We start from the raw sequence: 20,634 nt of genomic DNA, 5'->3' as shown, positions 1-20,634 counted from the left end.
ATGGATCTTTTACGAAGAAGGAATAACTGGGTCGTCATCGTCTTTGCAAGTATTATTACATTCGTTCAGATCGTCAATCTGATTTTAGGTGTTCCCCTTTCTTTCGTGCTGACGGTTCTTGGAATCTTGTATGTCGTACTGGCACCTTTTACATACGTCTCCAACCGTCCGAGCCTGCGCGAGAAAATGGCGCCATTTATGAAGTTTTTTAACTTCGTCGTGATCGGGGCATTCATGTTTGTCATTGTCCAACTGGATCCCCATATGATCAATATCATGACGATCATGTTCTTTGTCGCGGTCATGGGGATCTATCAAGATAAATGGATCAATATCCTGACGATCGCAGCTACACTTTGCATCGTGTCCTACTATTTCTTTACCCAGGGTGAGGTAATCTTCCATTCCACCTCCCCTATTGATTTGATGTATTTCCTGTTTACCTTCTGCTTCATTTCGGTTACCAGCATGATGCACGCCTTTTTCAATAACAAGCTGCAGCATGAGAGCGAAACGCAAAAACGGGAAGCCATCGAATCCAAGGAATCCTTGCAGCGGGTACTCGATCAGATCAATCAATCCCTGACGTCCGTACAGGAATACCAAGAAAATCTCAATAAAGTGACCGATGGCGTCAATCTGCGTGCAGTAGAAACGGTATCGTCCCTGCAGAGCATTCTTCAATCGTTCAACGTACAGACGGAAAACACCAATGAACTGCGCAACGAAATGGCAACTACCAACGTTCAAGTAGAGGATATGACTCGCTCCATTACGGAGATGTACGATTATGTAGAATCTACGAAGGAAGCTACCCAGGAAAGCGGAAAGCGCATTGGCAATATCGGTACGGACTTTGAACGCTTTATCAGAGATATCCAAGGTACCAACAGCCTGATTCAAGAGCTCTACAAAGAGACAGAGAACATCGAGAAGATCATTCAAACCATCTCCGAAATATCGGCTCAAACCAACCTGCTCGCACTGAATGCCACGATCGAGGCATCCCGCGCAGGTGAACATGGCCGCGGCTTTGCCGTGGTAGCGGATGAGGTGCGCAAGCTGGCTGAATCCTCCAAAGTATCGTCTGAATCGATCGCGACACTCTTGATGAATATTCGTGAAAAAATGAAGCGCGTCTCCGATATGATCTCAGGTTCCCAGGCTTCCTTTGAAAAAAATAGCGAAGGCATTCTCGAAGTTCAGGAAATGTTTTCCAATGTCGACCATTACATGCAAGACTTTGCTACGAAAACCAAGTTTCTTCAAGAGTTCATCGTTCACGTAAACAGCATGATGCAGGAAGTCGGAGCCAAAGTCGAAATCAACGCAGACATTACCGATCAAAACAAGGACAACCTGGAAGAAGTGCTGCATCTCGTCTCCGAGCAAAAAGACGAGGTAGTCAAGGTATCAAGCGGATTTGAGAAAATCGAGCAGCAAATTCGCGGGTTGAACATCTAAAAGCAGATCACTTGCTGCCACGCAGACTACACCCCTAGTCCATTGCTTCGGACTAGGGGTGTTTTATCATGATTCGATCGTATTCTCCAAGATCCCGAGCCCAGTGACCTCGAGCTCAACGTGGTCTCCCGGCTCCAGCCAGCGATGCACTTCTGGTCCCAGCTCGAGCAGGCAGCCCGTCCCCACCGTTCCTGAGCCAATCACATCTCCCGGATACAGGGTCACTCCATCTGAAGCCCGTTCAATCATCTGTCCGAACGTATAGTAGATATCTTTGAAATTGCCGCGGGAGAGCTCCCTGCCATTTACTCTGGCGACCATCTCCATATCGTAGCGGTCACCGATCCGGTACGGTGCCAGCTCGTCTTTTGTCACCAGATAAGGACCTAACGACGTGGCAAAGTCCTTCCCCTTTGCCGGGCCGAGACCGATCTTGGATTCCTTCATTTGCAGATCGCGAGCCGACCAGTCATTGAGAATCGTATAGCCGAAAATATAATCCTCCGCTTCCTCAGCGCGGATGTTTTTCCCTTCCTTCCCGATGACACACGCGATTTCCAGCTCATAGTCCAGCCACTCGCAGCTTCGCGGTCTGGCGATCTTGGCACCCGTGCCTTGGATCACCTGATGATTGGTAAAATAAAAGGCGGGAATTTCGTACCAGGCCTGTGCCATTTGCTGTCCCAAGCGCTTTGCCGCATTCAGAATGTGCAGCTCAAACGCCATAAAGTCACGAACACTGCGCGGATGCGGAACAGGAGCCAGCAAGTTTACTTCCGCAAGCGAATATGTCGGTTTCAGTCCACTCTGCTCGAGCTTCAAAGCTTGGGGCAGGTACGTCTCCTGATTCGCCAAAAAATCCAGCATGCTGGCTGGCAGCTCCCCTTCGCTCACCAGATTCATGTCCACGATTCCCTGTGGAGTCAACCAGCCCGCTCGTGAAGCGGAGTCTGCTGTGCGAAATGTCACGAATTTCATCTCTTCTCCCTCATTTCCTCTGATCTGCGAGCAAGCGCTCCGCTACTCCTCGATAATCGCGACCGGACGCGCCCAGCCTGCACTCGCCCCTTTTACTTTGATGGGAAAGACAGCTACGGTAAACCCGTAAGGCTTCGGCAGCTGATCCAGATTTGCCAGCTTTTCGATTTGGCAGTATTCCTTTTCTTTCCCGACAAAGTGTGCCGCCCAGAGCACTCCTTCGCGTGGGTTTTGCTTGTAGTCGGCTGCCTGGAGCGAAAACGGGATATCCCAGCCCCAGCCGTCTGTTCCCATGACCTTGATTCCCTGGTCGATCAGCCAGTGCGTCGCCTCTGCAGATACGCCTGCATGTGACTGAAAATAGTTCTCCTCGTAAAAGCGCTTATCCGCGTCTGAGCGAATCAGCACAATGTCAAAGGGCTTCAAGGTGTACTGGATCTCCTCCAGCTTTTGCTGGATATCGCTCACGGTGATTTCATAGCCTTGGGGCTTGTCGCTGAAATCGAGCAGGACCCCATCGGAGTAGAACCATTCCAGCGGCAGCTGGTCAACCGTTTTGGACGGCTTGCCTTCCGAGGTCGGCCAGTAATGCCAAGGCGCATCTACGTGTGTCCCCGTATGCGTCGTCAGCGTGACCGTCTCATTGGCCCAGGCCTTGCTCTCTGGAAAATCAGATGGCTGAAGGCCAAACAGCTGGGCAGCGTGTACAGCACCGCTCTCATGATCCCCATAGCGGATGTCAGGCGGAGATGGCTCTTTGGCCACCGGATCCAGCATGACGCTCAGGTCGATGATTCTTCGTGTTTTTCGAGTCATTCTCTTTTCCTCCTTTTACGCGCTCGCTTCGCTTTCCAGGGCTGCCGCAGCTCCTGCTTGCTTGCTCGTCTCCGGCAGGAACAGCGTCAGCACGGCTCCGATAATCAGTGTGATGGCACATAGGGCAAATCCCGTTCCCAGGCTGTATTTCGTGGCGATAGACCCAAGCAAAAACGGCGCAAAGGCGGACAAGCCGCGTCCTACGTTGAAGCAAAAGCCTGCCCCCATGCTGCGCAAATGCGTGGGATACAGCTCCGAGAAGTACGCGCCAAAGACTCCAGCCTGAGAGAAAAATAAAAACAGTAAGGGACCCATCCAGAACAAGACGGTGACATGATCGGTGAAGACATAGATCGGGATCATGATCGCCGCGCCGAAAAAGGACAGGATGCATATTTTTTTGCGCCCCAGCTTGTCTGCGGCATACCCAAAGAGCTGATAGCCGATGAACATCCCCACGTTGATCACGATCAGAAACATTCCCATCATCTCGACGGAGAGCCCTCTCTCTTTGGTTAAATACGTAGGTAGCCAAGTATTTATGCCCCAATAAGCCGTCAGCGTGCAGCAAGAGACCAGTGTCGCCAGGATGGTCCGCTTGGCGAGTCCCGCCGAGAACAGCTCTTTGACGGATACCTTCGCAGGACGGTCGGCTTCTATTTCGCGTTTGTTTTTGTTTTCCTGCCAGACTTTTGATTCCGGGACGAAAAAGTAGATATAGATCATGGCCAAAAGACTCGCAAGTCCGCAGGTGAACAAAGCTCTCCAGCCGTACTGCGGCAAAATAATCGAAGACAGCAGCGCCGCCAGCCCGTAACCGACCGGCCATGCGCTCAGTACAAAGGATGTCGCTCTCGCTCGGTGCTTTGCCTGCCAGGTCTCGCTGACATACGCGGAGGCGATTCCCCATACTCCCCCTAGCCCCAAGCCCGCCAGGAATCTCAGCACCATGAACTGCTCCCAGGTCTGCGACACGGCGATTGCCACCGTAAACACTCCAAAAATGGCGAGACTAATTAGCAGAGCCTTTCTTCGGCCGTAGTTGTCTGAAAACCACCCGAGCACGATGCTGCTTAAGCCTACTCCGATCAGCGTCGACGTTCCCAAAAGACCTGCATCTCCAAGCGACATGTTCCATTCCTTGATAATGACGGGCAATGCCAATGCCAGAAACATGAAATCCATTGCATCCAAGGTATAGCTGAAAAACGAACCAAACAGCGTATGCCATTTGACGGCATTTTTTCCTGACTGGGTGTCATTGCGTAAAACCTGATCGGACATGCAATTCCCTCCCTGCAATCGCTTTCAAAATTGTTGTTTCTTCCCTGCCTGGATGAATGGACAGCTTGCTGTCAAAAATCGTTGATGAGGCCATCCAGCCCAGCTCCGTAACGCTGCTCCATCACCTCCCCGAACTCCTCGACAATCCGGTTTACGTAAATATCGTGACGTATGTAGTTTAACGTGGTCTTGATCGTGACAGGATGCCTGGAGACGACTGCATGCGGGCGCTCGTCCATCGCCTGAAAGATGATCGTCTTTTCCTTGTCCAGCACCAGATTCAGCTCTCCTGCATGGCGCAGCCCAATCAAATCGGAATGATGATGGGTAAAGCTTCGCCACGGCACCTGAACGATTTTGTCAAAAATCAGCGTAACGATCGAGACACCTCGCTGGTGCGCCTCCATCAGCACCTCCTGCAGAGCATCGAGCTCCTGGCTCCACAGGCTCATGAAGATTTCTGATTTGGCTTCTGCCAAAGCCGAACGGATCGCCTCCATCCCGGCAGCGTATCCGTGGATAACAAAGAGCTCTGTCCAGTTCGTGTCACTCATCTCCGCGATATCCGTAAGCGCCTCCTGCAGGAAGTTCACATTCCCTAGGAACGCCTTTTTGCTTCGAGCCAGCAGCTCGTCATAAGGCAAAGGGCTATAGCGGATCTGCGTGCCCTTATCCCCACCAGCTACAGCGAATACTACCTCCCGCTCCTGCATTTTTCGCACAGTCTCATATACCTTTGGGGTTGGCACACCGGATACGGTCGCGATCGTATTTCCGTTGGAAGGATGGGAACGCAGCAGGGCTAAATAAATTCTTGCCTCGTACTCGGTAAATCCAAGCTCCTTTAATCCGTCAATCATTGGTTGAATTTTCAAAATTTTCACCTCGAAAATAATATACTACCTAGGTAGTATATCGGTCAAGTCATCCATCCGATTTTTCGGGTACGAAAAAAAGAGCTCCTCGTCCATAGCAGACAAAGGAGCTCTCGCCCAGTCCATCCTGTCAGTTTAAAGGACTGTCAGGATTTACATAAGATTCTTTCGCAACTCTTGCAATACATAAGACGTATTAGTAAGTAGAGAGCCAGATGAGTTAGTTACAGCACACGGCGTGCAGAGACAAAGCGCTTCTCCCAAGACGTTCCTTTGAAGTTCGTGAACGTCACCCCTGGTTTTCCATACGTGTGCAGCAGCTTGTTGTTACCCGCATAGATCGCCACGTGTGTAATGCGCTTGTTCGTAGTAGTCGTGCTCGCCTTGAAAAAGACAAGATCGCCCTTTTTCAGGTTGCTTTTGGATACGCTTGTCCCTTTTTTCGCTTGGTCGCGGGATGTACGCGGCAGCGACTTCCCTACAGCAACCTTGAATACACGCTGCGTAAAGGAAGAGCAGTCAAATACAGCAGTGGTGCTGCTTTTGGCTCCAAATTTATAAGGTCTTCCTAAGTATTTTTTCCCAGTGTTGATGACTTTATCAGCTTTGGCTTGTGTCCAAGCCGCATGAGCCACATTTTGTTCGCCAGGAAGAGGAGCTACGATAGCGGTGAGGCCCAAAGTCAAACCCATCACCACTCCGATGATCCCTTTATGTAATTTTCTCATGTTGTTCATCCTCCCTTTTGATCGTGTAGGAATGTAGAAACGGCTCTTTCCCGTTCCGTTCCGTTACGCATAAAAACTTCTAAACGAACCCTTTGCTTCTACCAAATGACTTCGACAAGAAGCTTTTTTATGCAAAGTTTGGCTGACCTCTCACTTGTTCTCTACTTTACCATTGGTTCTGACTCTATTAAATTCCCAAATTATTACCAATTCTTCTAACCACTTCTGGTTATCATTGCTACTTGACGGCTTCAAGCCCGATTTAACAGGCATTCCTCAAATTTTCAGTTAATTTTATTACCAAGATGTTCCTCACAAATCCCCCAATTTTATCCTTCTGTTTTGTAGACACATCCGCATTACATGTGACTTATGTCCTAGTTCCCCTTCTAAAAAATCCCTATGGGTATGAAAAAAGGCTGCCTCCTATCTGGAATCTCGACGATCACCTTTGCTCTCATGCTTGCAACCGGGGAAGTCTCATCGTAAAGTAGATAGGAGTTCTTTCTTAAGGAGGCACATATGCGACTGCGCAACATACCAGGTGCCGAATCGGCCCTGCGTGAATATCCGACGTTCGTGGACAACCCTGTATCCTTCAAAGGCCGCTGGAACGAACGCTTCGGAAACAACAATCCTATCCATGTCGAAATCGGCTGTGGAAAGGGACGCTTCATTAATACACTGGCAGAACGCCACCCTGATGTGAATTTCATTGCGGTGGAGCTGAAAGCAGAAGTGGTTCTGCGAGCTGTACAGCGCACGGAATACCGTGAAATCCCCAATCTGGCATTCGTCCAATTCAACGCTGCCGTGTTGACCGATCTGTTTGCCGATCAGGAGCTTTCCCGCCTGTACCTGAATTTCAGCGACCCTTGGCCGAAAACTCGCCACGCCAAACGCCGTCTCACGTACGCGAGCTTCCTGCAAACCTATCGTCAGGTACTGAAGAATGATGGCGAGATTCATATGAAGACTGACAATGAAAAGCTTTTCGAGTTTTCCCTCAATCAATTTGCCCTCGAGCGCTTCCAGATGCACAACATCACGTTTGATCTGCATCAATCCAAGCTCGCCGAGGACAATGTCATGACGGAATACGAGCAGCGCTTTTCCTCTCGCGGTCAGCGAATTTATCGGGTAGAGGCGCATTGCAGCTTTTCCTAACCACGCCAAAAAGGAAGTCCGGCCAAAAACGCTGGACTTCCTTTCTTTATTCGTGTCGTTATCCTTTTTCTTTGGTTCCCCGCCGGTATACTCGCTCCGGTCTTCCGACGACGCCATAGGACAAATCCGCGCTTGCCTCTCCCATCGCCACCAGATACTCCAAATAGCGCCGCGCAGTCGAGCGGCTGATGCCCGTTTCCTTGCTGACCTGATCGGTTGTCGCTTCTTCGGTCTGCATCAAGTACGTGGTGATCTTCTCCAGCGTAATTCTGTCGATGCCTTTCACAGGTTTGCTCTCTTTGGACGACTTCATCCCCGAACCGTGAATCAGCTGGTCAATTTCCTGCTGATTGATCGCGGCCCCTTCTTTTTTCAAAGTACGGATCTTCTTGCGGAATTCCTGATAGCTGCGCAGCGTTTGCTGAAGTCTGGAGATGATCAGCGGCTTCGTGATGAAATCAAAGACACCGTAACGGATCGCATCCACGACGGCATCCACTTCCTTGGCGGCAGTCAGCATGATGACATCGCTGTCCGGATGCTGTTCTTTGATAAAAGAAAGAAATTCGAGTCCGTTCATATCGGGAAAATACACATCCAACAGAACCAGCTCAGGCTGCAGCAGCTCGAGCTGATCGACTGCCTCCCCTCGATCGGCCGCGATGCCCACAACCTCAAAGCCGCCCACCTTTTCTACAAAGCGCCGGTTCACCTCGGCAATTCGCAAATCATCTTCTATAATAAGCACGCGGATGGGAGTCTCCTCATCGCTGATGTGCTGGTTCATCTTCCTCTCTCCTCCCTTGCGTTCACCGGCCGACTTCAAGTGGAATCGTGACGGTAAAGATGGTGCCCCCTTGTGGGTTGCCTGCATGTGAAATCGTTCCGTCCAGCTGTTCTACGGCCTCTTTTGCCAAATGCAGTCCATAGCCGTGATCCTGCAGCTGCTTGGTGGAAAAGCCCCGTTCAAATACTTTGCTGGCGTACGCTTCTGGTATCCCCGGCCCCCGATCTTCTATTTCCACGAGCAAAAGCTCATCCATTTCTCCCAAGTACACCGAGACTTCTTTGGCGTAAGCACCGTTTGCACAAACGGCTTCCATCGCATTGTCGATGAGATTGCCCAGTATGACAATCAAGAGCGAGCGGTCAATAGCTGCCGGAATCTCGCGAATGTGACTGTCCGGGTCAATCGTCAGCGCAATTTTCCGTTCATTTGCCTGATTCACTTTTCCGAGCAGCAATCCCCCGATGAGCGGATCGGGAATGCGGCGCATGATCATTTGGGTGTTGCTGACGTGCACATCAACCTCGGCGGAAATAAAATCGACCGCTTCCTGATACGATTCCAGCTGGATCAGGGCAGAAATCAAATGCAGCTTGTTGGAATATTCATGGGTCTGGGAACGAAGCGCCTCCGCGTATTCCTTTACCCGCGAAAGCTCCTGCGTCACCCGGAACAGCTCCGATCGATCCCGAAAGCTCGCTACGGCTCCCGTCACCTTTCGCTCTTTGTCCAAAATGGGGACGCGGTTGACCACTACAGCCTTGCCGCTCACAAATGTCTCCTGATCGAATTCGGCCACTCCCGTTTGCATGACTTCCACAAGTCGCAGGGAACGCAGCCATTCCTTTTGTTCATCCTCCATCAGATCCAGCCGCTCTGATGGCCCGATCAGATTCATCGCCGTCTGATTTGCCAGCGTGACTGCCCCCTCCGTATTCACTGCGACGATTCCTTCCCGTATGGATTCCAGCACAGCTTGATTCTCTTGGTACATCCGTCCTATCTGCTCGGGCTCCAGACCGAAAATGGACTCCTTGACCTTTCGCGCAATCCAGAGCGTCCCCATGATGCCCAAAAGCAGGATCACAGCACCGATCACGACAATACGATCCCGATACAGCTCGATCGTCTCTTGAATATCCTCAAGCAAAAAACCGACGGAAACGACCCCAATCACATGTCCTGCACGATCCCGGATCGGGGTTTTGCCGCGAAGGCCAGGTCCCAGGGAACCGACTGTCTCGGAGATGATCGAGTGACCCGCGAAGACAGTTTCATTGTCACCACCGACCATCGGCTTCCCGATTTGCTCGGGATCTGGATGAGAGTAACGGATGCCTTGCCGATTGCCGACCGTGATAAAAGCGGCACGCGTGTCCACCCGAATCGTTTCCACCAGAGGATTGATCGTATGTGCGGGGTCCGGCTGCGAAAATGCATCGATAATCTCCGGCATCCGCGCTATTGTTTTCGCCGTATTGAGTGCCCTCGTTCCGATTTCCTTGCGAAGAGCACCGTCCAGCATCTGTTCAAATGAGATTCCGAGCAAAACGATCACACCTATCAGGAGCGACCCGATCATGATCAAGAGCTTGGTGTGAAACCGCACGTCCTTCCCCCCTCTTCCCCATTGTAGCCAAGCATGAGCGGAATTTTCCACTTGCGCAGCTTCAACAAAAAGAGGCCATCGACGGCCCCTTTTCGAAAACGGTAAAGTGCGCTTCCCCTTACAGCGAGATCACACCAGTCAAAATGGCAATGACGATCATGACGATGGAGGTACCAAATGCCCATTTTAAAATGAAGCGCTGTGCCTCGCCGTAATCGACACCAACCATTCCAATCAGCAAGTATTGTGCGGCAAACAAAGGGCTGAGCACGTGCAGCGGCTGTCCCAGAATCGATGCCCGTCCAATTTCCACCGGGTCTACTCCGTAAGAGGCTGCTGCATTCGCCAAAATCGGTACGACACCAAAGTAGTACGCGTCATTGGACATGAAGTACGTGAAAGGCATGCTCGTCAACCCTACAAGAACAGGCATGTGAGAGCCGAGCGCATCTGGAATCAACGAGACAATCGTACTCGCCATCGCATCAATCATCTTGGTTTCCGTCAAAATTCCGGTAAAAATCCCTGCGGCAAACACCATCGATACAGTCGCCAGCGCATTCCCCGCATGGGCGGAGATTCGTTCCTTTTGCTGCTCCATGTTCGGGTAATTAATCAGCAGAGCGATCGCAAAAGCCAGCATGAACAAAATCGGCAATGGCAGGATGCTCATAATCAGGCAAACCATCAAGACAACTGTGAGAAGCAGATTGAACCAAATCAAGCGCGGACGTTTCAGCGGATCAGCAGACGCAGCTGCCATTTCTCCAGCCGCCAGTCCGTTCGCATGATCCTGGCTCAAATCGATAATCCCCAGGCGTTTTCTCTCCCGTTTGCCCAAAATACAGGCGACCACAATCACCCAGGCCATCCCGCCAATCATCGCGGGAATGACAGGTGTAAACAGCTGCGAGGCATCGAAATTCAGAACGCTCATCGCGCGGGCAGTAGGACCACCCCATGGCGCCATGTTCATGACACCCAAAGAAAGCATCGGTACCGCCGCCAAAATCATCGGCTTGATCCCCAGTCGCTGATACAGCGGCAGCATCGCGGATACCGTAATCATATAGGTCGTCGTGCCATCTCCATCCAAAGCGACCAGGGCCGACAGGATTGCCGTTCCCACGATTACCTTCAGCGGATCACCCTTGACGATTTTTAATATTTTAGCAATCAACGGTTCAAACAAACCCGCATCCATCATAACGCCAAAGTATAGGATCGCAAACAGCAGCATGATGCCCGTCGGCGCAATCTGTTTAATGCCTGTCAGCATCATATCACCGATGCCCGCTCCAAAACCTCCAATGAACGCAAAGATAACCGGTACGACAATGAGAGCAACGAGTGCGGATATTCGTTTGGACATAATCAGGTACATAAAAACAGCAATCATCAAAAAGCCAAGCCATGACAGCATGATCAGTTCCCCCTTGGAAGAATACGCTTTCAAAACGGATGCGCTTTCCATGCGAATGCGCTTTCATCAATGTGCTGTCATTATAACAATGTTCAGTCAACCGGAATAGAAAACGGCAATAAACGACATTAGCCGTATTTTCGCTATTAACTTCATAAAAATTACGGGTTCGTGGACCGACAAAAAAACGAAAAGCTGGACCCGTTGATCCAGCTTCTCAAGGAACGAGAACGGCAGTCATGACGCTGTTCTCGGTTTTCTTTTTATACATCCCTTTTTCCAAACAGCCGAACGGCAAGCCACAGCGCCCCCGCCCCATAGAGAATGGTATAGATCAGCATCGCATCACTTGGGGCTGAAGCAGTCCCGAACAAGCCTTGGGAAGCAAAGGAGATCGGATCGTCTGCCGTGTCAAACAAGGCAATCGTCGACTTGCGAAACAGCGAGTCGGTGGGAAACAGCAGGCTCGAAACGATTCCTATATTAATGAGGGAACTCTGCTGGATCATCGAGCCCAGCTGCTCAATAAACCCGCCAATAAAGCTGATTCCATACAGGATGATCAGAATGATCCCGCCTGTTACCGTGGTCGTGATACTGCTGAGCAGAAGGGAAACACAGACCAGAATAATCGGCATCAGGAGGAAAAAACCGAGTGATGTCAGGGCTTGCCCCAGACTCACTTGCACAGCCAGCACGCCACCGCCAACGAACTGATTGATGGAAAGCAACCCCAAAAACATCAGCAGCGCGTACAAAACGAGCATGCTCGCAAGTCCGCCAAACTTCCCGAGCAAGTACTTGCGGCGCGGCAGCGCTCTCGCCAGCCATGTATCAATCTGGTGGCTCTCCACCTCAGAAGCGATGCTGCCGACACTGCTGAGAATCGCGAGCAGCGCCGTGATAAAAGACCCGAAGTACAGGCCCATCCCCAGCAGCTGCGTGGAGAAAAAGCCTGTCTCCATAAGCAGGTCTGCGGCATTGCCCATCTCCTCTGCTATTTCTTTTGATGCGTACCAGGTCGCAACCCCATACAGCACGAGGAAGGCCAGAGACATCAGAAGGGTAATCGTAAAAATACGCTTGGAGATCATCTCCCTATACGTGATTTTCATGATGGGCCACATGTGCTTCCCCCTCCTTTTTCTGTACCCAGTACAAGAATACTTCCTCCAGTGACTGCTGCTTCCGCACGACCTCGTGCACCGCAGCGCCTTGCGTGATCAAGGCTCCCAGCAGCTCCGGCACTCTTTTGTTCTGATCCAGCGTGATCAGCCATCGCTGCTGCTCACCATCATTATGCATGAATTCCTTACCCAGCACATATGGCGGAAGCTGCTCCAAAAGCTTTTGGTTCTCAGCATCCACCGTTAGCTCGACCTGCTCGGCTACCTCACGCAGCTTGCGCCATTCCCCGTGTACGACCAGCTCGCTTCGGTGAATGATCCCGACATAATCACAAACGGATTCCATCTCGCTCAATAAGTGGCTGTTGAGAAAGATCGTCTTTCCCTGGTCTCTCAGCTCTGCGATCAATTCCCGTACTTCTTTTCGACCGATCGGGTCCAGAGCAGAAGTCGGCTCGTCCAGAAAAATGAGCTCAGGGTCAGACAGCAGCGCGCATGCCAGCCCGATGCGCTGCTGCATGCCTTTGGAGAACCCGCGAATTCTTTCCTTTTCTCTTCCCGCCATTCCTACCCGAGCCACGACATTTGAAATCACGCTTTTGCGTTCACTCCGCGGCAAACCGACCAGCTCTGCATGATGCTCCAGCAGCTGCGTTCCCGTCAGCCAGTCTGGATAGCGAAACAGCTCTGGCAAATACCCGACCTTTTTCCGCGCTTCCACGCTTCCGATCGGATACCCGAGCATTTGCGCCTTTCCGCCTGTTGGGTGCAGAAGTCCGAGCATCGTACGGACAAACGTACTTTTGCCCGCACCGTTCTGTCCCAAAAAACCGAACACCGACCCACGCGGCACTTGCAGCGTAATGTTTTTACAACCCGCCTTGCCGTTGTATTGCTTGGTCAAATCCCAAGTCTCAATGACGTAATCAGTCATCGCCCGACAGGCCTCCTTTCCTCTCCCGAAAACGGTATAAAGCAGAGCCACCCCAAAAAGGGAGCTCTGCCTGCCTGCTACTCTTTATTTTTACATATTCTTTGCGATTTTCATCATCGCATCACCGCTAAGATCATAACCTTCGAGCATGTGGATGTGCCCATCCTGCTGCCAGATCAACTGGCTGCGGTTGTCGGACGTCAGGAGAATGGCATCCGCGCCATGCACTTTCACTTCTTTCATCTTGCTGTCTTTATCCGCCAAGTACGGCATCGGCAAGGTGTGCTGCCAATCCTTGATGTTGAGCATTTGCTTCTTCACATTGTCCGGGATGAACGGCAGCGAGAGCATCGTATCGCGCAGCTGCTCAAGATCGACTCCTTCCGGTGCTTTCAGCTCGGGGGCATCCACGACGGTATAGTTCAGTGATTGCTCGCCTTGACGCAGCCAGATCGATTGGGACTTCGGTACAGCGAGTTCAAACTGCTTCCCGCTCAGTTTTTCATCGAAGCGTTGTTCCACTTGCAGCTGTGCCAGCAGTTTGTTTGCTTTTTCCGCATTGATTTCAATTCGCAGGGTAAAAGCCGGATTGATATCTACGCTCTCCACATCCAGTCCCTCGGGCAGGCTCGGCAGCTTCACGCCAGCTTTTTCAGCTGCTTCCCGACTGTTGTAGTAACGGTTTTTAGTGTCTTTTTGATTCGACTCTTTAATGGAAAGCTTACCGATTCCTTTCAATTCCTTCTCGCCCGCCTGCCCATTGGACAGCCATGCCTCGATGTCCTCCATGTCCCTTGGGGTGACCTTGACGAATTCTACTTTATCCATCCGGAAAATCGAAAGGAAATCGCTAGCGGCTGCCTGCACTTGCGGGAAGGAGAGCGACACAGCCAGTACCGCTGCCGCCGAAGCTCCCGTCACCCATTTTTTCGTCTTTTTATTCATGTCTTTCCATCTCCTTTTTCCTACCTGCTTTTGCGAAGCCAGTTGCGTCTGAGTCTTGCTATCCAGATGATCCAGCTTGGTGGAAAAGCGCTGCCAGGCAGCCTCGGTGTCTACCTTGATCTTGTCAATCGGACGAAAGAGCTCCTGCTCCATTGTCTGCCCGGTCCAGGTATCCAGCGCTGACAGTTCATCCATCATCCGGCTGCATTCCTCGCAATGCTGGACATGCAGGCTGAGCCACTCGCTGTTCTCATCGCTGCACTCCCCGTCCAGATAGGCTTGTATCAAGCCTTCGTCGGCACATTTCACCCTTCTTCCCCCCTTAGCGAATCGTACAATTTGCGAAACTTGCTCTTCGCACGTGATAGCAGTGTTCCGACAGACCCTACTTCTGTCCCTGTCGCTTTTGCCAGCTCTGCATACGGAAAGCCGGAATACTTCATAACGAGCAACGTACGCTCACGTTCATCCAGCTTGGCAAGCACTTCCCGAACGCCCTCAATCGCTTCCTTTTCCAGCCATGTATCCTCCGAGGAGGGGATGACCATTTCCTTGTCGGCTGCATCCTTCTCTTGGCGATTTTGCCTGCGTTTTTCCGAACGCAAATGATTGTATGCGGCGTAAATCGAGGCACGAGATAGCCATGCCGGAATATTTTCGATTGCGGTACGATCCGTATGGTAAAAGGATAGAAACACGTCCTGAGCGATATCCTCAGCCGTCTGCTGTTCTTTGACGATCCGCATGATTTGTCTCACTACGAAGGGGTAGTACGCTGTAAACAAGTCGCGAAAGGAATCCGTGTCATCCTGGACAAGTATGGAATTCATCGCCAGTTTTGCTTGCACCTCCACTGTTTCCCCTCCATCCTGGCAGCTTCTCCTTATTTCAGTAAGAGCTGCATCCGGGTGCTCCCGGGTCCTTTCGGTTCGTTCATCTAATAGAAACCGCCGAAACGAGTTTTGTGACAGGAAAGAAAAACTATTTTTTATTCTATCCAGTAACGATCCCGATTCTCCAGAAAACGCCGGGTCAGCTGATAGTGCTCCGTATCTTCATACTGAATCTCCTCTACCGGAGAGCTATCAAAGTTCAGGATAGCAGCGCCTGGGTATCCCATCAGGATCGGTGAATGAGTCGCGATCAAAAACTGTGCGCCCTCTGCCACCAAGTCTTTCATGACGTACAGAAACGCCAGCTGACGCATCGGCGACAAGGCTGCCTCGGGCTCGTCGAGCAGATAGATGCCTTTGCCAGAAAAGCGATGGACAAACAAGGACAAGAATGATTCCCCGTGCGACTGATCGTGAAGCGAACGTCCCCCATAGGCGGCATATCCGGTAGGACGCTCCCGCTCCAGCTGATCAATATGGCTGGCAAACTGGTAAAAGCTCTCTGCACGCAGGAAAAAACCATTGGTCTGCTTGGGCATCCAGGATAGCCGGATGTAATCCCCCAGACTGGCTTCTGCTCGATCTACGTCATAAGTGTTGTTGCGGGAGCCTCCTGCCGTATGGAAACCGCATTGGTACGCCACAGCCTCCAGAAGGGTAGACTTACCCGAGCCGTTCTCCCCCACAAAGAACGTGACGCTGCTGGTGAGTTCCAGCGCGTCCAGCTGACGGATGGAAGGCAGTGTAAACGGATATCGGCCGGTTTGGGGAAATTGTTCACGCAACAGGCGGATCGTTCGTAAATAAATCATCTTTTCCTCCATGCTCACCATTTTTGTCTCTCTGTCCGATACTCCTAAGAGGGGGGAGTTCTGTGGACAAAGTTTCCTTTCTGCAAGAAAAAAGCACGTTTCATATGAAATATCCAGATCAGAGTGATCTGTCTTTTTATCGCTGGTATACCGAGCAGCACCCTGACGAAGCCATTGGCTGGTATCACCTCGGGCGAGAAAGAGAAGCGCGGGGCGAGCCTGAGGTTGCTCTGGCTGCCCTGAGACAAGCTCTGCACGCAAAGCCTGGCGCGTACTACAACGAAGCAAGAGAAGCTTATCAGGCTTTGATTCGGAAACGAAGGGAAGAGGATTCACGCAAACGGATACGGCGCGTGCTTGCTTCCCTCCTCTTTCTCTACTCTCTGCTCGCCATATCTCCCGGACCACTGACTGAACCCGCCAAGAGTACAACGAGTACAGCGGCACAGGTTTCACCGCCTGTCGCGGCCAGCAGACCGCATGTCGAGGTCATCGCGGTTCCTGCCCATCTAGATTCAACTCAACTGGAGAAGCAGGTGCGCCAGTATGTAGAAAATCGCCGTCCTTCTCTCACGCAGCCGTACTCGGTTATTGTCGTACCAGAAGTGGCTGGCGCGCCGCTCTATACGCCTTTGCTTTACTACCAGCCTCGCAGCGTTCTCGGCATCATTCGTTACCACCCAGTCAATCGTACGATTCTAAGCCAGAAATGGTTTCCTCGTCCGGGAGCGTATGAGCAGGATCCCTTGCTCCAGCCGGCACGAATCGCTTTAGCCGAGGAACAGCGGGTGACCGAGCACATCCTGACACTACGAAACGCCTTGTACCGTTATTATCAACAAAAAGGACAGCTTCCTGTAAATCTCAGCCATCTGGCTGGCGCCTATCCAGGCAACTACTTGCCTCAGATTCCCGCACCACCCGCAGCTTTGGGCATGAAGAGCTACTTGTACCGACCCGATCTATTTCGACCGGAAGCGGCCTGGGCGAGCATTCGTGAAGTCGTGCCGATGGCGGGCTATCCCGAGCCCCTCGTCCCGATGGAGCCTTTGCAAATCTGGCTATCGGAATCGACGCATACGATGCGCCTCATGAGCGGCTCGCAGATCGTTCGCAGCTATCCAGTCGGCATCGGAAAAAACGGTTCGACTCCAGAAGGCTACTATACCATTCTGCAAAAGATTAACCACCCACGCGGTCATGACAACATCTATGGCACGAGAGGCATGGTATTTCAAAGCAGCGGCTATGCGATCCACGGAACCAACCATCCGGAGAGCATCGGCAGCTCCGTCTCTCTCGGCTGCATCCGCATGTACAATGCGGCTGTCGAGGAGCTGTACTCCTTTGTTTCCATCGGTACAGAGGTCATCGCCTCAGACGCTCCTGCACCCGCTTTGCTCTGGAGCAACCCCGCCCCCTTTGTACTGGAGGCAAGGCCCCAGGAAGAGACGCCGCAAATCGTCTATCGCTGGCTCCATTAATTTCAATTCCGGGCTTATTAGAAAAGACGAATAAGCTGCCAATCCGTTACTTCCCAAAATGAAGAAGCCTCCCCCATAGCGGTACAAAAACAGCAAAGCGCGCTCCCAAGAGGGAACGCGCTTTTTACATTGGATTTATTTTTCTTCCAATTGGCTTATCTTTTCTTCCTGTTCTTCCGGATTCCAGTGATCGAGCACTTTTCCCTGTAGCACCTTGCCTTTAATGAATTCGACTTGCTGCTCGGTAAAATCAGCGGTCCACTCGATTTCCAATTCCTCAGCCAGCCTTACGACGGTCAACAGTTCGGACCAAGCGACGTATCGTTTGTACCAGAAAAACTGTGGCTGTTCGTTCATGTATGGGTAGAGATCATCAAAATCGGTGTGTTTACAGTCGAGAGCTCGCTCAAAATTCACTTTGGTTTGGCGCAATTGATCCATAAAAAATGTGGGTAAATCCTTTTGTGCGTAGTCAGACATGGACTGTCCCCCCTGTCTCCCGATTTATAGGTATTGTACCACGCAAAAGAAGATGTGCAAATAGGTGAAACTGTTCGAGTTGTTCATCTTATTCCAAATATTAACCGTTGGTGCCATTCACACCTGGGTTTTGACTATCCTGATCCGGTGGTGGCGGAGGAAGCTCAATCCCTTGGGACGGAGGATTGGACTGTCCAGCACCTGGATTTGCGATATCTGGCGGTGGTAGGGACGGATCTGCCGGATTCGATGGGTTTCCTTGATTTCCCGGATTTCCTTGACCTTGACCATTGGAAGGATTTTCTCCTTGGCCGCTATTTTCGCTGTTCCCATTGTCGCTTGGCTGATCCTCTTCCGGATTGCCATCTCCTTCTTCGGCAGGAACGCTGTTGTCGCCTTCATAATTCCCGGCGTCCTCCCCAGCATTCAGCAGGTTCTCCAGCTGTGTCGTACTGATCTCAGCCACATTGGAAGGTGCCTCTTCTTCTCCGTCCTCGTTTCGAGGAACAACGACGTACTTGTAAGGAGTAGTTGTGTCCAGAACGTCCACGAAAACCGTTTCTTTCATACCGGACGCGATCAGTTGACGCTCTCCGTTTGGCAAGACGCGATATACGTCATACGTGTATTCCGGTGAGCCACCAATCCAGCTCAATACGGCTTTAAGCTTGCCATTGTCGAGCGTCATGTCAGCTGCCAGCTGCAGCGGCGGCTGGGTCTCTTCCTGCTTCTGTTCCTCTTGTACGCCGCCTGGTTTCACAAAGTCGGTGGATTTGACGCCTTTCAGTCCTTCCGCCAGTACTTTGGAGAACATCTGCGCCGTCAAGCTGCTGCCTTGGCGCATCAAGTGCTGTTTGTCCTCAGGGTCAAAGCCCATCCAGACAGCCCCTACATATTCTGGGGTGTAGCCGACGAACCAGGCGTCCTTGTTGACATCGCTGCCGCCTGCGATCGATTGTGTCGTTCCTGTTTTCCCAGCTACGTGACGACCCGAAATGCGAGCCGCTTTCCCTGTCCCTTCCTGAACAGCACGCTCCAGCATGGAGTGCACTTCCCAGGCAGACTGCGGCTTTAGAACTTCTGTCTGTTTGACCTCGTAGACGCGCTCCACGCCTACGCTTTTATTGGTAATCTTGCTGATCGAGTGCGCTTCCGACATCACACCACCGTTGACAAACGCGGTGTAGGCTTGCGCCATTTTCAGTGGGGACGTCCCTTTGCTCAAACCACCCAATGCGATTGCCAGGTTGCGGTCTTCTGGAGCGAGCTCGATTCCGAATTTCTTCAAGTAGTCGATCCCCGTGCTGACCCCGATCTCGTTCAACAGCCAAACAGCTGGCACGTTGAGGGAGTCGATCAGAGCGCGGTTCATGCTGACTGTTTCACTGTACTTATTGTTGTAGTTGCGCGGCTCATAGCCATTGAAGCTCTGCTTTTTGTTGCTCAGCGACGAGTTCGATTCCCAGCGGCTGTCTGAATCAATCGCTGGTGCATATACCGCGAGCGGTTTAAAAGACGAACCCGGCTGTCGCTGCATATCTGTTGCATAGTTAAAGCCCTTTGCCGCGTAATTCCGGCCGCCGACCATTCCAGCGATCCCGCCGTTTTTGGCGTCGACGACGATCATCGCAGATTCTACGCCGCGCTTCGCTCCGTCTTTGGGGAAGTTTTTCGCGTTGGCGTACTGATCTACCATCGCGTCCTGTATTTTGGGGTCGAAGGTCGTATAGACTTCCCAGCCGCCACGGTACAATTCTTCTTCTGTCACGCCGTAGCGAGCTTCTGCTTCGTCAACCATCTGATCGAAGTAAGCGCGATAGCCCTTTTTCAGGCTTGCACCCGCAGTTTCCGTTGGTTCTGTCGGGAGCGGCTGCGCTTGCGCTTGTTCCTTTTGCTCCTGCGTGAGGATCCCTTCCTCCATCATCAGTCGAAGGATCGTGTCTCGCCGCTCTTTTGCCCTATCCGGATAGTTGAACGGGCTATAATAGGTCGGTGACTTCGGAATCGCTGCCAGTGTCGCCGCGTCCGCTGCATTAAACTTCGGATCGCTAACGGACTTGCCAAGGTAAAAGTTGGCTGCGTCCTCGACACCGAATTCCCCTTCACCTAGGTACACACGATTCAAGTACATCTCGAGGATCTGATCTTTGGAGTATCTGCGCTCAAGTCCGATGGCAATGCTCATCTCTTTCGTTTTTCTCCAAAAGGTTTGATCCATCGTGAGGAATACAGTTCTGGCCAACTGCTGAGTGATGGTACTTCCGCCTTCTGCCAATGATCCTTTTTTGATGTCATTGACGATGGCGCCGCCGATCCGGATCATATCTATTCCTTTGTGCTCGTAAAAGCGTTGGTCTTCGACAGTAAGGAAGGCGTCGATCAGCACTTTCGGCATTTCATTGATCGGCTTGTAATGACGGTTCTTTTCACGAATGAGACTCGTCATCTCATCGCCGTTCTTGTCATATATGACGGTTGGTTCTGCTTTCAGATCCTTCAGTTTCTGTTCATTTTCCGCAATCATTCGATCTCCCGCGTACAACAGGGCAAAATATCCCCCGATGACGCTGAGAATCAGGAAGATTGCGAACGATACGGCAATCATCAGCAAGCTGTTCTTTTTCTTCCTGACTTTCTTCTTGGCTTTTGTTGCCATTTCTTACCTCCTGATTTTCTCTCTCCCCCACTTGTTATAGACGGATACATTTCGAAAAAGTTTCTGGCTTTTGGCACGTGTCTATCATTCCACAATCGTTCTTGTTTGTCATCAGCATTTCGAAAACTTGAATAGGACATGCCTCCCCCGGCCGCCAATGGTACCTATAGTA

18 protein-coding genes are annotated in these 20,634 nt (G+C 51.5%); 3 read left to right on the top strand and 15 right to left on the bottom strand.

Features of this window, described 5'->3' with window-relative positions:
* On the top strand, positions 1 to 1,464 hold the full coding sequence (locus EDM59_RS24555) for a methyl-accepting chemotaxis protein (protein ID WP_122926014.1): 1,464 nt from the start codon (positions 1 to 3) through the stop codon (positions 1,462 to 1,464).
* Positions 1,465 to 1,530: 66 nt separating this feature from the next.
* On the opposite strand, the gene EDM59_RS24550 is transcribed toward EDM59_RS24555, so the two are convergent.
* From EDM59_RS24550 to EDM59_RS24530, 5 genes are all read right to left on the bottom strand, one after another.
* Positions 1,531 to 2,442, bottom strand: coding sequence for a fumarylacetoacetate hydrolase family protein (locus tag EDM59_RS24550; protein ID WP_122926013.1), 912 nt, complete (start codon positions 2,440 to 2,442; stop codon positions 1,531 to 1,533).
* A 42-nt stretch (positions 2,443 to 2,484) separates the two neighbouring features.
* Positions 2,485 to 3,258 (bottom strand): cyclase family protein, encoded by a 774-nt coding sequence (locus EDM59_RS24545; protein WP_122926012.1) that lies wholly within the window; start codon positions 3,256 to 3,258, stop codon positions 2,485 to 2,487.
* 15 nt (positions 3,259 to 3,273) lie between these two features.
* A complete protein-coding gene (locus EDM59_RS24540; RefSeq protein WP_425456033.1) occupies positions 3,274 to 4,407 on the bottom strand; it encodes an MFS transporter in 1,134 nt (377 codons plus the stop codon).
* Positions 4,408 to 4,613: 206 nt separating this feature from the next.
* Complete coding sequence (locus EDM59_RS24535) at positions 4,614 to 5,417, bottom strand: TrmB family transcriptional regulator (protein WP_122926010.1); 804 nt, start codon at positions 5,415 to 5,417, stop codon at positions 4,614 to 4,616.
* 224 nt (positions 5,418 to 5,641) lie between these two features.
* Complete coding sequence (locus EDM59_RS24530; protein WP_183193029.1) at positions 5,642 to 6,154, bottom strand: C40 family peptidase; 513 nt, start codon at positions 6,152 to 6,154, stop codon at positions 5,642 to 5,644.
* Between the two features lie 513 nt (positions 6,155 to 6,667).
* On the opposite strand from EDM59_RS24530, the gene trmB reads away from it, so the two are divergent.
* The gene (gene trmB, locus EDM59_RS24525; protein WP_122926008.1) at positions 6,668 to 7,312 is read left to right on the top strand and encodes a tRNA (guanosine(46)-N7)-methyltransferase TrmB; all 645 of its coding nucleotides are present in this window, start codon (positions 6,668 to 6,670) and stop codon (positions 7,310 to 7,312) included.
* 58 nt (positions 7,313 to 7,370) lie between these two features.
* Here the strand turns inward: trmB and EDM59_RS24520 are convergent, their stop codons facing one another.
* The 8 genes from EDM59_RS24520 to EDM59_RS24485 all read right to left on the bottom strand — a co-directional run bounded on the left by EDM59_RS24520 (position 7,371) and on the right by EDM59_RS24485 (position 15,842).
* Positions 7,371 to 8,099 (bottom strand): response regulator, encoded by a 729-nt coding sequence (locus tag EDM59_RS24520; RefSeq protein WP_122926007.1) that lies wholly within the window; start codon positions 8,097 to 8,099, stop codon positions 7,371 to 7,373.
* Between the two features lie 22 nt (positions 8,100 to 8,121).
* Entirely contained in the window at positions 8,122 to 9,708 is a 1,587-nt protein-coding gene (locus tag EDM59_RS24515; RefSeq protein WP_246011227.1) for an ATP-binding protein, read from the bottom strand.
* Positions 9,709 to 9,826: 118 nt separating this feature from the next.
* Positions 9,827 to 11,131 carry a CitMHS family transporter gene (locus EDM59_RS24510; RefSeq protein ID WP_122926250.1) on the bottom strand — a complete coding sequence of 435 codons (1,305 nt, stop codon included), beginning with the start codon at positions 11,129 to 11,131 and terminating at the stop codon, positions 9,827 to 9,829.
* A 263-nt stretch (positions 11,132 to 11,394) separates the two neighbouring features.
* Entirely contained in the window at positions 11,395 to 12,258 is an 864-nt protein-coding gene (locus EDM59_RS24505; RefSeq protein WP_122926249.1) for an ABC transporter permease, read from the bottom strand.
* The gene (locus EDM59_RS24500) at positions 12,230 to 13,192 is read right to left on the bottom strand and encodes an ABC transporter ATP-binding protein (RefSeq protein WP_122926006.1); all 963 of its coding nucleotides are present in this window, start codon (positions 13,190 to 13,192) and stop codon (positions 12,230 to 12,232) included. Before EDM59_RS24500 ends, EDM59_RS24505 begins: the two co-directional genes overlap by 29 nt.
* A gap of 90 nt (positions 13,193 to 13,282) precedes the next feature.
* Entirely contained in the window at positions 13,283 to 14,446 is a 1,164-nt protein-coding gene (locus tag EDM59_RS24495) for a DUF4367 domain-containing protein (protein ID WP_122926005.1), read from the bottom strand.
* Complete coding sequence (locus EDM59_RS24490; protein WP_425456028.1) at positions 14,443 to 14,991, bottom strand: RNA polymerase sigma factor SigX; 549 nt, start codon at positions 14,989 to 14,991, stop codon at positions 14,443 to 14,445. Before EDM59_RS24490 ends, EDM59_RS24495 begins: the two co-directional genes overlap by 4 nt.
* 134 nt (positions 14,992 to 15,125) lie before the next feature.
* Positions 15,126 to 15,842, bottom strand: coding sequence for an AAA family ATPase (locus EDM59_RS24485; protein ID WP_122926247.1), 717 nt, complete (start codon positions 15,840 to 15,842; stop codon positions 15,126 to 15,128).
* A gap of 62 nt (positions 15,843 to 15,904) precedes the next feature.
* Between EDM59_RS24485 and EDM59_RS24480 the strand changes: the two genes are divergently transcribed.
* Positions 15,905 to 17,326 carry a L,D-transpeptidase gene (locus EDM59_RS24480; RefSeq protein WP_122926004.1) on the top strand — a complete coding sequence of 474 codons (1,422 nt, stop codon included), beginning with the start codon at positions 15,905 to 15,907 and terminating at the stop codon, positions 17,324 to 17,326.
* Positions 17,327 to 17,461: 135 nt separating this feature from the next.
* Here EDM59_RS24480 and EDM59_RS24475 read toward each other — a convergent pair whose 3' ends face one another.
* Entirely contained in the window at positions 17,462 to 17,806 is a 345-nt protein-coding gene (locus EDM59_RS24475) for a hypothetical protein (RefSeq protein ID WP_122926003.1), read from the bottom strand.
* A gap of 100 nt (positions 17,807 to 17,906) precedes the next feature.
* Entirely contained in the window at positions 17,907 to 20,462 is a 2,556-nt protein-coding gene (locus EDM59_RS24470; protein WP_122926002.1) for a PBP1A family penicillin-binding protein, read from the bottom strand.
* Positions 20,463 to 20,634 lie beyond the last annotated feature (172 nt).

This window comes from Brevibacillus nitrificans (assembly GCF_003710965.1).
GTDB lineage: Bacteria > Bacillota > Bacilli > Brevibacillales > Brevibacillaceae > Brevibacillus > Brevibacillus centrosporus.
This window is presented reverse-complemented; position numbering and strand designations above follow the sequence as displayed.

What these genes read in the sequence shown, in the direction of transcription:
- EDM59_RS24555 (WP_122926014.1), top strand. Translation starts at nt 1, where the DNA reads ATGGATCTTTTACGAAGAAGGAATAACTGGGTCGTCATCGTCTTTGCA.
- EDM59_RS24550 (WP_122926013.1), bottom strand. Translation starts at nt 2,442, where the DNA reads ATGAAATTCGTGACATTTCGCACAGCAGACTCCGCTTCACGAGCGGGC.
- EDM59_RS24545 (WP_122926012.1), bottom strand. Translation starts at nt 3,258, where the DNA reads ATGACTCGAAAAACACGAAGAATCATCGACCTGAGCGTCATGCTGGAT.
- EDM59_RS24530 (WP_183193029.1), bottom strand. Translation starts at nt 6,154, where the DNA reads ATGAACAACATGAGAAAATTACATAAAGGGATCATCGGAGTGGTGATG.
- trmB (WP_122926008.1), top strand. Translation starts at nt 6,668, where the DNA reads ATGCGACTGCGCAACATACCAGGTGCCGAATCGGCCCTGCGTGAATAT.
- EDM59_RS24520 (WP_122926007.1), bottom strand. Translation starts at nt 8,099, where the DNA reads ATGAACCAGCACATCAGCGATGAGGAGACTCCCATCCGCGTGCTTATT.
- EDM59_RS24510 (WP_122926250.1), bottom strand. Translation starts at nt 11,131, where the DNA reads ATGCTGTCATGGCTTGGCTTTTTGATGATTGCTGTTTTTATGTACCTG.
- EDM59_RS24505 (WP_122926249.1), bottom strand. Translation starts at nt 12,258, where the DNA reads ATGTGGCCCATCATGAAAATCACGTATAGGGAGATGATCTCCAAGCGT.
- EDM59_RS24500 (WP_122926006.1), bottom strand. Translation starts at nt 13,192, where the DNA reads ATGACTGATTACGTCATTGAGACTTGGGATTTGACCAAGCAATACAAC.
- EDM59_RS24485 (WP_122926247.1), bottom strand. Translation starts at nt 15,842, where the DNA reads ATGATTTATTTACGAACGATCCGCCTGTTGCGTGAACAATTTCCCCAA.
- EDM59_RS24475 (WP_122926003.1), bottom strand. Translation starts at nt 17,806, where the DNA reads ATGTCTGACTACGCACAAAAGGATTTACCCACATTTTTTATGGATCAA.
- EDM59_RS24470 (WP_122926002.1), bottom strand. Translation starts at nt 20,462, where the DNA reads ATGGCAACAAAAGCCAAGAAGAAAGTCAGGAAGAAAAAGAACAGCTTG.